This is a genomic window from Gloeobacter kilaueensis JS1 (assembly GCF_000484535.1).
GTDB classification, from domain to species: Bacteria; Cyanobacteriota; Cyanobacteriia; order Gloeobacterales; family Gloeobacteraceae; genus Gloeobacter; species Gloeobacter kilaueensis.
Genome location: NC_022600.1, coordinates 3883016 through 3894792, shown reverse-complemented (window position 1 = coordinate 3894792; position 11777 = coordinate 3883016). Strand labels below are relative to the sequence as shown.

At 59.1% G+C, this 11777-nt stretch carries 14 protein-coding genes; 8 read left to right on the top strand and 6 right to left on the bottom strand.

The genetic code is table 11. The features are described 5' to 3' along the window. Positions 1 to 54 precede the first annotated feature (54 nt). Genes GKIL_RS18010 through GKIL_RS18000 form a run of 3 tightly spaced genes read left to right on the top strand, consistent with a single transcriptional unit; the run spans position 55 to position 1575 of the window. Entirely contained in the window at positions 55 to 702 is a 648-nt protein-coding gene (locus tag GKIL_RS18010; RefSeq protein ID WP_023175250.1) for a sigma-70 family RNA polymerase sigma factor, read from the top strand. Between the two features lie 22 nt (positions 703 to 724). Beyond that, positions 725 to 1213 carry an anti-sigma factor family protein gene (locus GKIL_RS22990; RefSeq protein WP_023175249.1) on the top strand — a complete coding sequence of 163 codons (489 nt, stop codon included), beginning with the start codon at positions 725 to 727 and terminating at the stop codon, positions 1211 to 1213. Further along, positions 1213 to 1575 (top strand): hypothetical protein, encoded by a 363-nt coding sequence (locus GKIL_RS18000; protein WP_023175247.1) that lies wholly within the window; start codon positions 1213 to 1215, stop codon positions 1573 to 1575. The genes GKIL_RS22990 and GKIL_RS18000 overlap by 1 nt, the downstream gene beginning before the upstream one ends. Here GKIL_RS18000 and GKIL_RS17995 read toward each other — a convergent pair. Then, positions 1572 to 2060: a GNAT family N-acetyltransferase gene (locus GKIL_RS17995; RefSeq protein WP_023175246.1), complete on the bottom strand. Its 489-nt coding sequence runs from the start codon at positions 2058 to 2060 to the stop codon at positions 1572 to 1574. The two genes, GKIL_RS18000 and GKIL_RS17995, sit on opposite strands and share 4 nt — an antisense overlap. A gap of 101 nt (positions 2061 to 2161) precedes the next feature. Further along, positions 2162 to 2326, bottom strand: a complete 165-nt coding sequence (locus tag GKIL_RS25395) for a hypothetical protein (protein WP_023175245.1) — start codon at positions 2324 to 2326, stop codon at positions 2162 to 2164. A 399-nt stretch (positions 2327 to 2725) separates the two neighbouring features. Between GKIL_RS25395 and GKIL_RS17990 the strand changes: the two genes are divergently transcribed. Genes GKIL_RS17990 through GKIL_RS17980 form a run of 3 tightly spaced genes read left to right on the top strand, consistent with a single transcriptional unit; the run spans position 2726 to position 5461 of the window. Further along, a complete protein-coding gene (locus tag GKIL_RS17990; protein WP_023175244.1) occupies positions 2726 to 3349 on the top strand; it encodes an MBL fold metallo-hydrolase in 624 nt (207 codons plus the stop codon). Further along, on the top strand, positions 3324 to 4040 hold the full coding sequence (gene sfsA, locus GKIL_RS17985) for a DNA/RNA nuclease SfsA (protein ID WP_023175243.1): 717 nt from the start codon (positions 3324 to 3326) through the stop codon (positions 4038 to 4040). Before GKIL_RS17990 ends, sfsA begins: the two co-directional genes overlap by 26 nt. 56 nt (positions 4041 to 4096) lie before the next feature. Beyond that, positions 4097 to 5461: a carboxypeptidase-like regulatory domain-containing protein gene (locus GKIL_RS17980; RefSeq protein ID WP_023175242.1), complete on the top strand. Its 1365-nt coding sequence runs from the start codon at positions 4097 to 4099 to the stop codon at positions 5459 to 5461. Here the strand turns inward: GKIL_RS17980 and GKIL_RS17975 are convergent. Beyond that, positions 5458 to 6744 (bottom strand): TldD/PmbA family protein, encoded by a 1287-nt coding sequence (locus GKIL_RS17975; RefSeq protein WP_023175241.1) that lies wholly within the window; start codon positions 6742 to 6744, stop codon positions 5458 to 5460. The two genes, GKIL_RS17980 and GKIL_RS17975, sit on opposite strands and share 4 nt — an antisense overlap. Before the next feature lie 80 nt (positions 6745 to 6824). Here GKIL_RS17975 and GKIL_RS17970 point away from each other — a divergent pair, with 80 nt between their 5' ends. Then, entirely contained in the window at positions 6825 to 7223 is a 399-nt protein-coding gene (locus GKIL_RS17970; RefSeq protein WP_023175240.1) for a tellurite resistance TerB family protein, read from the top strand. A 103-nt stretch (positions 7224 to 7326) separates the two neighbouring features. Beyond that, positions 7327 to 8412 (top strand): photosystem II q(b) protein, encoded by a 1086-nt coding sequence (gene psbA / locus GKIL_RS17965; protein ID WP_023175239.1) that lies wholly within the window; start codon positions 7327 to 7329, stop codon positions 8410 to 8412. On the opposite strand, the gene GKIL_RS17960 is transcribed toward psbA, so the two are convergent. The 3 genes from GKIL_RS17960 to GKIL_RS23845 all read right to left on the bottom strand — a co-directional run bounded on the left by GKIL_RS17960 (position 8384) and on the right by GKIL_RS23845 (position 11437). After that, positions 8384 to 9238, bottom strand: coding sequence for a hypothetical protein (locus tag GKIL_RS17960; protein ID WP_023175238.1), 855 nt, complete (start codon positions 9236 to 9238; stop codon positions 8384 to 8386). The two genes, psbA and GKIL_RS17960, sit on opposite strands and share 29 nt — an antisense overlap. 301 nt (positions 9239 to 9539) lie before the next feature. Then, the gene (locus GKIL_RS25540; RefSeq protein WP_223173784.1) at positions 9540 to 9935 is read right to left on the bottom strand and encodes a hypothetical protein; all 396 of its coding nucleotides are present in this window, start codon (positions 9933 to 9935) and stop codon (positions 9540 to 9542) included. Next, on the bottom strand, positions 9932 to 11437 hold the full coding sequence (locus GKIL_RS23845; protein ID WP_023175237.1) for an AAA family ATPase: 1506 nt from the start codon (positions 11435 to 11437) through the stop codon (positions 9932 to 9934). The genes GKIL_RS25540 and GKIL_RS23845 overlap by 4 nt, the downstream gene beginning before the upstream one ends. Positions 11438 to 11777 lie beyond the last annotated feature (340 nt).

Sequence of the window (11777 nt, the reverse complement as noted above, 5' to 3'; positions counted from 1 at the left end):
GGATAAAAAGCCGTCACTGGCGTTGTCCGCACACCCACCCGGTACCTACCGCCGATGGATAACAGTCTGCCACTCTCCTGGCCACTCGTCTCCGCCGCCAAGGAACCGCCGCTTCCGCCTGCCAGGCTCAGCAATCAAGAACTGGTCGTGCGCTGTCAGCAGGGCTTTAGCCCCGATCGCACCGCCTTTGCCGAACTGATGCGCCGCCATCAGCCCCACATCGACCGGCTCCTCTATCACCTCGCTCCTGACTGGCAGGACCGCTCAGATCTCGCTCAAGAAGTCTGGATTCGGATCTATCGCTACGTCAAGCGCCTCAAAGAACCCGAAAAATTCCGCTCCTGGGCGGGCCGGATCGCCACCAACCTGTTCTACGACGAATTGCGGCGACGGCGGCGCGGTGCCGCTCCTCTATCGCTCGATGCACCGATCCAGACCCACGACGGTGAACTGGACTGGGAGTTGGCTGCCCCATCTCCAGGACCGGATGAGAATCTGGTAACGTGTGAATTCTACGACCAGCTGCGCCGGGCGATTACCGAGCTGCCGGAGACTTTTCGCACCACAATCGTGCTGCGCGAGATCGAAGGGATGGCCTACGAGGAGATCGCCGAAACTCTGGGCATCTCGGTCGGTACTGTCAAATCCCGCATCGCCCGCGCCCGCCGCCGCCTGCAAACGCAGTTGGGCGCGTATCTCTAGCTGCCTGTCCCCTCGTGAACCTATGGACCCGCAACGCGACGAATTACTGAGTGCCTATCTAGATGGCGAGCTGCCGGGCGAACAAAGACGGCAGTTAGAACAGTGGCTCGACAACGATCCAGATGCGCGCCGGTACCTGAACGGTCTGCAAAGGCTGCGCGTCCCCAGCGATGCATCCAGGCTGGCCGAGCCGCCGCCGCTGCTCCACGATCAGGTCTTCAGCAAGATAGACGCGCAGAACCGACTTTTTGGCGGTTCGCTCGCGACAGTTGCGGCGGTGCTGGTGGCGGCAGTGGGCTACTGGTGGCATACGGCTGAGCTGCCAGGCCCGTCCGGGCCCGACCTCGAAGTGGCGGTTGCCCCCGATGTCGCGGTACCGACCGGCGGCATTCCCAGAGCCCAATTCATCGCGGCGACGGCGCGCAGCTACGTCCTCGAGGACCGGACTTCCGAGGATGCCTACAACATTCTTTTAGAACGCGACGAGTGGCCGTCGCCTGCCGGTCGCTGATGAACCCGCTCTACCCGATTGCCAGACTGGGGAGGCTCGCCTGGTTGGCTGGTCTCATCGTTTTGCTCGTGGGGGTGAGGGCTGGACCGCTTTTGGCCCAGGCCGCCTGCAACAATCCCGAGCTTGAGCAGAATTTCAGCCGCCAGTTGCGCGAGATCAACTTTCGCATCCGCGAGCGCCAGGAGAAGATCGAACGCATGCTCGCCGATCCGAGTGTTCCGGAGGAGCAGATCAGGCTGATGGCGGCTGAGTTGAGCAACTGGCGAACCCGGCGGGAGCAACTGGCGATCGCCTATATCCTCAAGCAGCGCCACAGCGATTGTCCGCTGCCCCAGTTTCCCGGTATCCGCAAGGAGCGCTAACGGATCTCCACTTCTGCCAGCTGCAGGAGCGCCTCGCCGCTCAGGCGGCACTGACGCCAATCATCGAGAATCACTGCTCCGATTTTTTGATAAAAGCGGATGGCAGTTGCGTTCCAATCGAGCACACTCCACTCGATGCGGCCACACCCGGCGGCGACCGCCTCGTGGGCCAGGTGCCTTAGAAGGGCTGTGCCGACGCCGCACCCGCGCCAGTCCGCCCGCACATAGAGATCTTCGAGGTAGATCCCAGGCCGGGTCAAAAATGTCGAGTAGTTAAAAAAGTACAGGGCAAAACCAGCGGTCTGCGCTTCGACTTCAGCGAGGATGACGCGGGCAAAGGGCGTCGGGCCAAACAGGTGCGCTGCTAGAAGCTGCTCGCTGCCTATCAGGGCGTGGGACAATTTTTCGTAATCGGCCAGCTCAGCGATCAGGGCAAAGATAAGGGGCACATCCGCTTGCCGGGCCGGGCGCAGGTGAATATTCAAGGGGCGACTCTTCTCATGCGTTCCAGCATAGCGGTTCCGCCCGTGACGCCATAGAGAGCGCCAGTTGTTCGCCGGCCCTGCTGCAAAATAGCCAAACGTCTTCAGGTCGTCTTGGTCTCGTTCTCCGCCAGCGGGATCGCGGGAACGGTGCTGCTTTCAGCCTGAATGGGATGGGCGGTGCATTTTAATACATAAGCCTGTACTTTTTCGATATCGAGTTGAAGCTCGATGAGTTGCTTGCGGTACTGTTCGAGAGTAGAAGTCATCGATGAAAACCTGTGCAGGAGCGGTGGACAACAGAGATGCGCGCGCGATCTTTACTGGGCGAATTGGTGACGATCATAGCAGAAGTTCGTGTTTCATTCCGTCATGCTGCTGACGCTTTAAGTGCGGTCATGGGTTGGTTGACAACACTGGGCTGTGCCCATGATAGGCAGGAGCAGTCGTCAGTTTCTGTTCGTGGTGGCCCATTTTGTCGTACCCGTCGCCCTGCTCATCTGCACTTTCAAATCACGATATGGCGGTGTGATTAGGTGGAATTAGTGGTCAATTCTGTCCTGGTGGCTGTATCAAAAAGTTGAATGGATGCGCTGTTTGTCTGACGGCGCATCGATCAATCTGGGCTGATAGCTGTCTTACTGACCGATAGGCTAGGCTGGATCGCCATGACCACGCGAGAAATCTTTGGCGACCTGCTGAGCTTCAAGCCGAACCGCCACACCCTGGGCGGCACCAGCTATCTGCTTGTCGCCACAGCGGCCAATGGCCTTGGCTGCAACTGGCTGGTCGATTGTCCGGCCTGGAGCGAGGTGAACCGCCTGCAGATCGAGCAGGCGGGCGGCATCGGTGCGGTCTTTGTCACCCATCGCGGTGCGATCGGTGAATTAGAAGCGTTCTGTCGGCACTTTCAGGTGGCTGCCTGGATCCAGGAGCAGGAAGCCTACTTGCTGCTGGCGCGCGAGTTGACAGTCCACACTTTTGCTGAAAGGACCCAGCTGGACACGGGTCTTACCGCCCTCTGGACGCCGGGGCACTCGCCCGGCTCCAGTTGCCTGTTGTGGCAGGCCCACGGCGGGGTGCTCTTCAGTGGGCGGCATCTGCTGCCGGATGGGCGGGGCAACGTGGGGCCGGTGCAGACGGCAAAAACCTTTCACTGGCCCCGGCAGCTCGCGAGTGCCGAGCGGCTGGGGCCGCTAAATTACCGCCACGTCTGTCCGGGGGCCGCCGTTGGTCTGCTGCGCGGCCAGTCAACGATCGTCGTCGATGAGCGTGAGCACCGTTCTGTTTGAGTATCCGCCGCTGGTGGCGGGCATCCTGCGCCGCCGCTACAAGCGCTTTTTTGCCGAGGTCGAACTCGCCGATGGGCAGCTTGTCACCGCCCACTGTCCGAATACTGGTCCCATGCGGGTGATCAGCACTCCCGGAAGCCGAGTTTACCTGTCGCGAGCCACAGCGGTGGCCCGCAAGCTCGCCTACACCTGGGAGATGATCGATGTGGAGGGCGTCTGGGTTGGGGTAAATACGGCGATGCCCAACCGGATCGTCTATGAGGGGCTGCGCCGGTGCCTCTTCTCGGAACTGGGCGACTACACGGCGATCCGGCGGGAGGTGCCCTACGGCAGCGAAAATAGCCGCGTCGATTTTTTGCTGGATGGCAGCGCGCCTTTGTACCTTGAGATCAAGAGCACGACGCTCCACCGGGGGCGTCTGGCGCTTTTTCCGGACACGGTCACCACCCGTGGCCAGAAGCACCTGCGCGAACTGACCCGCCTGTGCGAACAGGGCAGCCGGGCTGCCATCCTCTACTTCATCAACCGCTCCGACTGCACGGCCTTCAGCCCCTGCGACGAGTTCGATCCGCTGTACGGCGAGCTGTTGCGCATCGGTATCGAACGCGGCCTGCAGGTGCTGCCTTACCGCTTCGAGATCACCCCCGAAACGGTCCGCTTTTTGGGCCTCGCTTCGATCGTGCTTGCCTGAGGGAAGCGCGCAGGCGAACAGTAAGCTAGCATCAGTCCAGTTTTAAGAGCTTTCTCATGCGCGGCTCCCTTCTCTGGCTTTGTCTGGTAGCCTACGCCGCTCCCCTGGCAGCCTGGAGCGCTCCCGAAACCACCGTCCCCGCTTCGCGCCCCCAACCAGAAGCAAAAAAGCCAGCGGCGGCTGTGGCCGCTCCCAGGCCAAAGATTGCGCCCCAGCAATCGGTTGGCCCACAGGTGAAGTCCCCGCCCCCCAAAGCGGCCTCGGCCCCGAACAAACCTCTGCTGGTGCCCAAAAATAAGCCGACCGTCACTTTTGCGGTGGTCAAGACGGCACCGGCCTTCGTCGTACCGGTGAAGGTGGCACCCGGAACCGCTTTTACAGCGAAGCCCCTTGCAGCCCCGGCCCCGGTCAGGCGCAAGCCGTCGCCCGCCCCGGTCGCTGCGCACCCACTCAAAGGTGCGCCGTCGCCGGTCCGGCCCGAACCTGTCACCAGGACCGGCAAGCCCATCCAGACAAAGCTCGATGCGACGGTGGTGAGCCCCAGCCTGGCTCTGCTGCTCGGCCAGATCCGCGACGAGCAGGGCAACCCGGTTGCAGGCGCAACGGTCAGCCTCGGCAAAAAATTTGCCCGCACCGACGCGAGCGGCAGCTACGTGATCGAAAATCTTACCCCCGGTCGCTGGGAGGTCAAGGTTCAGCACAACGCCTACACCGAGAAGACGACCCGCATCTGGCTGGTAGAAGGGCTAAAGACGAATCTCTCGCTCGCTCTGGTTCGCCCCGTCACCCGACAGCCGCCCAGCCGCGTCGGCCTCATCGGGGTGGGTTCGCTACCGGCCACCGACACCCTCGCTCAGCGGCTCGCCGAAGATCTGGTCCGCACCGGTGCCTTTCCCCAGGGCGGCCCCCTCGCCTTTATCAAGCGCGACGAGGTGATGCCCGCCGTGCGCAAGCTCGACCATCCGCTCTTTGAGATCCTCGATCACGACCGGCCAAATGTTGCCCTCGTCAAGGATTTCTTTGATTACCTGGGTTTGTCGGCGCTGGTGGTCTCCCGCGTCGATCTGCTCACCCGCAACGAGGGCGACGCCACCCAGCTCAATACCCACAGCCGGGTCGAACTCTGGCAGATCAAAGACAACCGCGTCGATATCCGCACCCTGGCCGATGCGGGGCGCTCCGAGCGCCAGGACGGCAATCTCAACAAGGCCGAGACCGACCAGCTCTACGCCGTCCAGATCACCCGCCAGGCCGAGGAATATCAAAAGCGCTGGGAGCGCGACAGCCCGCTCACCGCTCTGGTCAAGACCCTCCCCCAGACGGGCTCGACGCCGCAGACGACCACCAAAGTCGAGATCTTGCCCACCACCAAGGGCCAGCCGCAGCCGAAGTCGGCCCCAACCCCGCCTCCCAAGCCCTAGTCGCCCCTGCCGGTAACCGCCAGCGACTCGACCAACAGGGCCGGGGTGAGCAGATTGCCTTCCCAGGAGCGCTCGCTACCCAGGGCTGCGAGGCGGTTGAGCAGTGCGTAGGCGTTGCCTGCCACCATCGTGTCCTTGATGCGGCCTGTAATTTCGCCCCGACGGACGCGAAAGCCAAGGTCGATGTTGACCGAAAATTCTCCCGACAGTCCGGCTCCGCCCCCCAGAACCTGATCGACGATGATCCCGTCTTTGAGCGAGCCCACGAGGTCCTGCCAGGAGCCAGAACCCGGCTCGACGATCAAGTTGAACAGTCCCGGCTGGGGATAGCTGCCCAGATCCGGGCGCAGGCCGTTGCCCGCAGGCGATAGACCGAGTCGGTGAGCGGTGCGCCGGTCGGCATAAAAAGTTTCGAGCCTGCCCCCCTGCACAAAGTTCAGGGCACGGGTGGCGGTGCCCTCGTCGTCGAAGGGGGTGATGTAGGGAGCGAGATGGGGATCTTGATGCAGGTTCAACAGGGGCGAGAGCACAACCTCTCCCCGGCGCTGGGTCCAGGGTGACGCCTGCTGATAGACCTGGCGGCCACTCAGTGCCGCTATCACAGAGCCTAGAAGCACGCTCGCCGCCTTGGCGGTAAATAACACCGGCACGGCCCGCTTGAGGGTAGCGCTATTTTTGCGCGCCCACTCCAGCCGCCGCCGCACAGGTTCGGCGATCGCCGCCGGTTCGGGTTCCCCGAGCACCGTCTGACCGTCGTAGACCTGCAAAAAATCTTCGCCGCGTACCCACTCCGCCCCAACAAAGCCACTGCGGCTGGAACTGGCGTAGTGGAGGTCGAGTCCTCCCGTGTTGATGAGCCGCACCGAGCCAGTCTCGTCGCTCATCGTGCAGCTGCAGAGAACCTCCGGGAAAGCCGTGCGAATCTGGTCGATCGCCTCACAGCCCCAGGCGATCAGTCGCTCGATGGGCACCGCCTCCGAAACCGCGTCGGTCACAGCCACCGCTTCTGTCGTCAGAGCCGGCTCCTCCGGCAGGCCGAAGGCACTCAGGGCGAGCGCTTTTTCGACCAGAAGCGCGCCGTCTACCGGACCCCGCGCCACCGCCAGACCCGGTTTTCCTGCTCGCCAGACCCGTAGAGCAACGCCCTGCTCGTCGCCGGATTCGATCTGCTTGAGGCGGTTGGCTTCAAAGTTGGCCGACCGCCCAAAACCGCTGGATTGATAGACTTCGGCGGCCTCGGCCCCGGCTGCCTGGGCCAGTTCGAGCAATTGTTGGGGATCCATCGAGTTATTAGTCGCCAGTTACTGGATCAATTGTGCTTCGGCTACACTGCCAATCGAACCGTGCCCGATCCTCGCATCTTGTGAACAACGCCGCTATCGCCTTTCGTCTACTGGTCGCCGCCGCCTGGTCCGACGGACAGTTGCATCCGTCCGAAGCGCTGCTGCTGGCCCAGTACCTGCCCCGCTTAAACCTGCCTTTCGAGGAACAACAACACCTGCTCGAATACCTGCAGATCCGCCCCGCCGTCGATACGGCACAAATCTGGCTACAGGAAGTGCAGGCGGCCCGGCTCGATCCGACCGAAAGCCGGGAGCTGACCGAATCTTTGAAATTGATCGTCTACGTCGATGGCCGTCTGGCACCTGAGGAAGCGCAATTACTGGCTCAGCTCAGCCACGCCCTCGAAGCGAGCGAACCGCCGTCGCTGCTCGCCCGCCTCAAGCTCTGGCTGAAGCGGCTCACCGGCAGGCCCGACTAGTCAACTCTATCTACCGTAAATCTCTCTTGAGATAGATGTAGCAAGCGGAGCCGGGTGCTGCCGTAGAGGGCACGCTTTGACTTTTTTATCAGGAGCTTAAGATATGAGTGCGACAATCACCCAGCGCTCCCGACAAAGTCCCTGGGAGAGTTTTGCCGACTGGATCACCTCGACCAACAACCGCTTCTACATCGGTTGGTTCGGTGTGCTGATGATCCCGACGCTGCTGACGGCGACGATCTGCTTCATCATCGCCTTTATCGCCGCCCCGCCGGTGGACATGGACGGTATTCGCGAGCCGATCAGTGGCTCTTTGCTCTACGGCAACAACTTGATCACCGCCAACGTCATCTCCAGTTCCAACGCCATCGGCCTGCACTTTTATCCCGTCTGGGAGGCGGCCTCGATGGACGAATGGCTCTACAACGGCGGGCCTTACCAGTTGATCGTGTTTCATTTTCTCATCGGGATCTTTGCGTACCTGGGCAGGCAGTGGGAGTTTTCGTATCGCCTGGGCCTGCGCCCCTGGATCTGCATCGCCTACAGCGCGCCGGTCTCAGCAGCCACCGCCGTCTTTTTGATCTATCCGATTGGCCAGGGGTCCTTTAGCGACGGCATGGCCCTGGGCATCTCGGGCACCTTTAACTTCATGTTCATCTTCCAGGCGGAGCACAACATCCTCAACCATCCCCTGCACATGCTCGGAGTAGCAGGCGTGTTCGGCGGTTCGCTCTTCTGTGCGATGCACGGTTCTCTTGTCACCTCGTCGATCGTCAAGGCGACCACCTACGAGGAATCGCAGAACTACGGCTACAAGTTCGGCCAGGAAGAGGAGACCTACAACATCGTCGCCGCCCACGGCTACTTTGGTCGCCTGATCTTTCAGTACGCCAGCTTTACCAACAGCCGTTCGCTGCACTTTTTCCTGGCCGCCTGGCCGGTCATCGGCATCTGGTGTACCTCGCTGGGCATCAGCGTCATGGCCTTCAACCTCAACGGCTTCAACTTCAATTCGAGCATCATCGACACCCAGGGGCGGCCCATCTACACCTGGGCCGATGTCGTCAACCGCGCCAGCCTCGGCATCGAGGTGATGCATGAGCGCAACGCCCACAACTTCCCGCTCGATCTAGCAGGCCGCGCGGGGGCACCGCTTGCCTTCAGCCCGCTCGCTCACCTGCCTTCCTGACAATCACCGTCCGATGCACCACCGTCCAGTCGTCCTTTGGATCGACGGCGGTGGCGGCGTCGGGTACCTGGCCGGTGAGAGCCGTGCGCAGAGCGCGATCGAAGCGCGAACCGGTACCGAACAGATCGCCCTGGGGGGGCACCTTCTCCCCCAGAGCGGGCAAGGAAATCGTACTGAGATCGGCGGTGCTCACCGAGCCCACGATCACCAGGTGGTCGTAGCCCTCGCTCTGGTTTTTAGGAGCGCTGAGGGTGATCGTCACCTCTGGACCGTAGCCAATCGCGAGCGTCTCACCTGGCCGGGTCGATTTGCCAAAGCCCGAGAGCGGGTACAGAGGCGCAAGGCGAATGTCCTGGTCGAGATCGAGTACGTAAAAATAGAGAGGCAGGCTCGCCTTGTTGGTCACCTCGATCACCAGTGAGCGGCCACTGGCGATAAGCACCGCTTCTCCTTCGCCCGTCAGCGGCTCCGCCTCACCGGGCTGATCTTTCGTTGCCGGACGGCTGAGGCGCTTGAGTTCGACGGCGATGGTGTCCTTGAGTTTGGTATACGGATTGGCGAGCGATCGCACATTCAGGTAGCCCGCCAGATGTTCGAGGGCGCGCAGGGCAATCCTGCTGGGGCGCAGGCCAGAAAAACGCGCCGCTCCCAGAGGACGGCCATCGAGGATGAACACGAAGCGGCCATCTTGCACTTCGACGCTGAGGGCCGCCTGTTCCGCTTCTGAGGCGATGAGTAAGGGCGAGTCTTCGATCTCCTGGCGCAGAGCGTCGGCGACGCGGTTCTTGCCATTGATCAAAACGGGTTGGGGGCGCGGCGCGGGCATAACCTGACGGTGAACAACCCATCTAGATTACCGCTTTTTGACAGGCCCTAGCCGTTCCTCACCAGCCTCTCGAACTTGCTGCGGTCTTTACATGATGCTCAAGTTGTCTGAAGGCAGATAGCTCGCGCAAGGGCGCAAAATCATCGATCAAGCTGGTCATAAACGCGGCGGCACGAACTGCGTCAAGATCTTTTCGCCGTCTGCCCCTCAGTCCACTTGCTGCCTTCAGACAGTCCTGCAGGATTTGCTTTGGATCCGGTAGATTTTCCACATCGCGTAAGCGAGGCAAATTCACTCGATGCTAGCCGTTGGGATTACTGGCAGCTCTCCGAAGAGCCACTTCGTCAAAGAGTAGCCATGCTTCCTGCATGCGCACGGGTACAACACAGACAACAGGTAGAGAAGCCAGGCCAGCTGTCTGCACTGCCTGGTCGATCTCTTGATATCTTTTCTGCGGAATCTCCCGTTCTGCATCCCTGTGAACAAATAACAATTCGCAGGGGAATAGCTCGACACTGAGAAGAAGTTTTTCAGCAAGTGTCCCCGGCCTCTTTCTTTTTGGAACCATCGTCAGGTCTGCCCATTGAGGCTCAAAAACGCATTTCTGACAATGGAATCGCAGCAACCATTCTAAAACAGGCATCAACGCTCGATCGGAGCTTCCATCGGCAACAAAAGTAAATCGAGCCTCGATCATACTTCTGCATTAGGAATTGGTAACAGCAATTGTAAGTCTGGTCTATCTATCACTCTTCGCGTTTTGGTCTTACCGTTTCCTCGACTTTCAGTGCCTCTTATTGCCTCGTCAGATTGGATGGGATTCAGATATGACAGAAGTTTTCCCCTGGCAACAGTCGGCATACCGGCTCGTGCTCGCCAAGTGTTCTCCAGGCAACTGAAACTTGCACGCCGAAAACGAAAACCGTCTTTCATCGATTCCTTGAGCTCCGCAACTACCAGGCTATCGTCAGGAACCTGAGCAACAACTGCAGGAGAATGAGTATTGATGATCACCTGCCGGAGAGAATTGTTCTCATCCATTGTTTCATCAACATCCACAGCGATGTCCTTTAGTAACCTGAGTATGGCAGGAATCCGCTCCGGATGAATGCCGTTCTCCGGTTCTTCGAGGCAGAGAACCCCCTGGGCCTCTGAGTCCAGTTCCAGTACTGCTAGTGCAAGAAAGCGTAGGGTTCCATCCGACAAAGCCCGCGCTGCATAGGGAATCTGATCCTTGCCAGAGACGAGCAGAGAAAGTAGTTCGCGTTTTTCATCTCGATCGATAGTAACGTTACGGACATCGTCGATGAGTTCAGATAGACGATTAGCCACTCTGGCATAAATGCTTGCTTCTTGGATTCGAGGATCAGTGTTTGAATCTTGCTGTGTTTGTGCCAGGCGGTAAAGGGTTGCTGGTAGATGAGAACCATCTGCGCCCAGTCCCTGAGGGGCAGTGAACTCGTCTGGCTTACGCAGCGCGCTTGGTTCAAGCTGTAATAATCGCCAGGACTGCATTTCTCTTCGAGCAAGAAGTGCTGTTGGACTTTCGGCTGCATTCGTCACTGAAAGGACTGTCCTGGGCAAGTTGATAGCGGAACGAGACAGAGGTCTACCACTACTGCCGCCGTCTTGGTGTAACTTGATCACCCGATAATCGCCTTCTCCTTCTGTAGATATAAAATAAGGACTATGGCGTTTACCAGTGATGACGGAGCGCCGCCAGAGTTTGGCGCTATGAGGGAAGAGCAAGTGCTTTGAAGCATCGCCAAGTGTGATGTGCGTTAGTTCTTCTTTGGTGATCTCAAGAGAGCCCAGTGAACGCAAAGCACTATCTGTTCTGTAGGCTAAATTAAGAGAATATTGTAGAAAGGTGATACTTGCTTTACCAGTTTGGCCTAGATCGTCCTGACCTTCGCGTGGAACGATCATCTCGGCAACGAAACACATTTCATTGGTGTAATGTGAACCACCAAATCTATGGAATAAGCTGCGCAGATCTGCTGAACGACCTCCTTCTTCTCGAACAGAAAGCGCCGCGTCAATCAAGGGACGATCTGTCAAAGCAGAGAGAAACAAAATAGCATCGAACAAATTGGATTTTCCAACTCCATTTGCCCCTGCGATACAGGTGAATGATCCAAAGCGAATATCTACATCAACTAAATTTTTAAAACCCGATACTTTGAGCCGCGTCAACATGGGAAACCTCGATTTTTCGCCTTTTCAAGCCAGGAGAGACCTTTGAATCAATAATCTTAATAAACAGGGTACAGTAAGGGAGCACTATTGTTGTACATCCCTCTTTTTGCCTGGTTTACTGTTTCAGAGCACTCATCAGCTTTAGTAAGAACAGCTGACCATCCTGTACTTCTTAAAAAATAGATGCTTAAGCAGCACTTTCAGCATATTCTAAGCAACCTGATGGGCATGCCATGGAGCAAGGGCCATCACAAAGATCTGTGAAGGCAGCGATGGACTTGTTTGTCCTAGAATTGTCCGGGACAGGGCTCAATATCTAAGAGACTGCCCGGTGAGCCGT

Coding starts and splice junctions, on each gene's coding strand:
- GKIL_RS18010 (WP_023175250.1), top strand. CDS start 55: ATGGATAACAGTCTGCCACTCTCCTGGCCACTCGTCTCCGCCGCCAAG.
- GKIL_RS22990 (WP_023175249.1), top strand. CDS start 725: ATGGACCCGCAACGCGACGAATTACTGAGTGCCTATCTAGATGGCGAG.
- GKIL_RS18000 (WP_023175247.1), top strand. CDS start 1,213: ATGAACCCGCTCTACCCGATTGCCAGACTGGGGAGGCTCGCCTGGTTG.
- GKIL_RS25395 (WP_023175245.1), bottom strand. CDS start 2,326: ATGACTTCTACTCTCGAACAGTACCGCAAGCAACTCATCGAGCTTCAA.
- GKIL_RS17990 (WP_023175244.1), top strand. CDS start 2,726: ATGACCACGCGAGAAATCTTTGGCGACCTGCTGAGCTTCAAGCCGAAC.
- sfsA (WP_023175243.1), top strand. CDS start 3,324: ATGAGCGTGAGCACCGTTCTGTTTGAGTATCCGCCGCTGGTGGCGGGC.
- GKIL_RS17980 (WP_023175242.1), top strand. CDS start 4,097: ATGCGCGGCTCCCTTCTCTGGCTTTGTCTGGTAGCCTACGCCGCTCCC.
- GKIL_RS17975 (WP_023175241.1), bottom strand. CDS start 6,744: ATGGATCCCCAACAATTGCTCGAACTGGCCCAGGCAGCCGGGGCCGAG.
- psbA (WP_023175239.1), top strand. CDS start 7,327: ATGAGTGCGACAATCACCCAGCGCTCCCGACAAAGTCCCTGGGAGAGT.
- GKIL_RS17960 (WP_023175238.1), bottom strand. CDS start 9,238: ATGCCCGCGCCGCGCCCCCAACCCGTTTTGATCAATGGCAAGAACCGC.
- GKIL_RS25540 (WP_223173784.1), bottom strand. CDS start 9,935: ATGATCGAGGCTCGATTTACTTTTGTTGCCGATGGAAGCTCCGATCGA.
- GKIL_RS23845 (WP_023175237.1), bottom strand. CDS start 11,437: ATGTTGACGCGGCTCAAAGTATCGGGTTTTAAAAATTTAGTTGATGTA.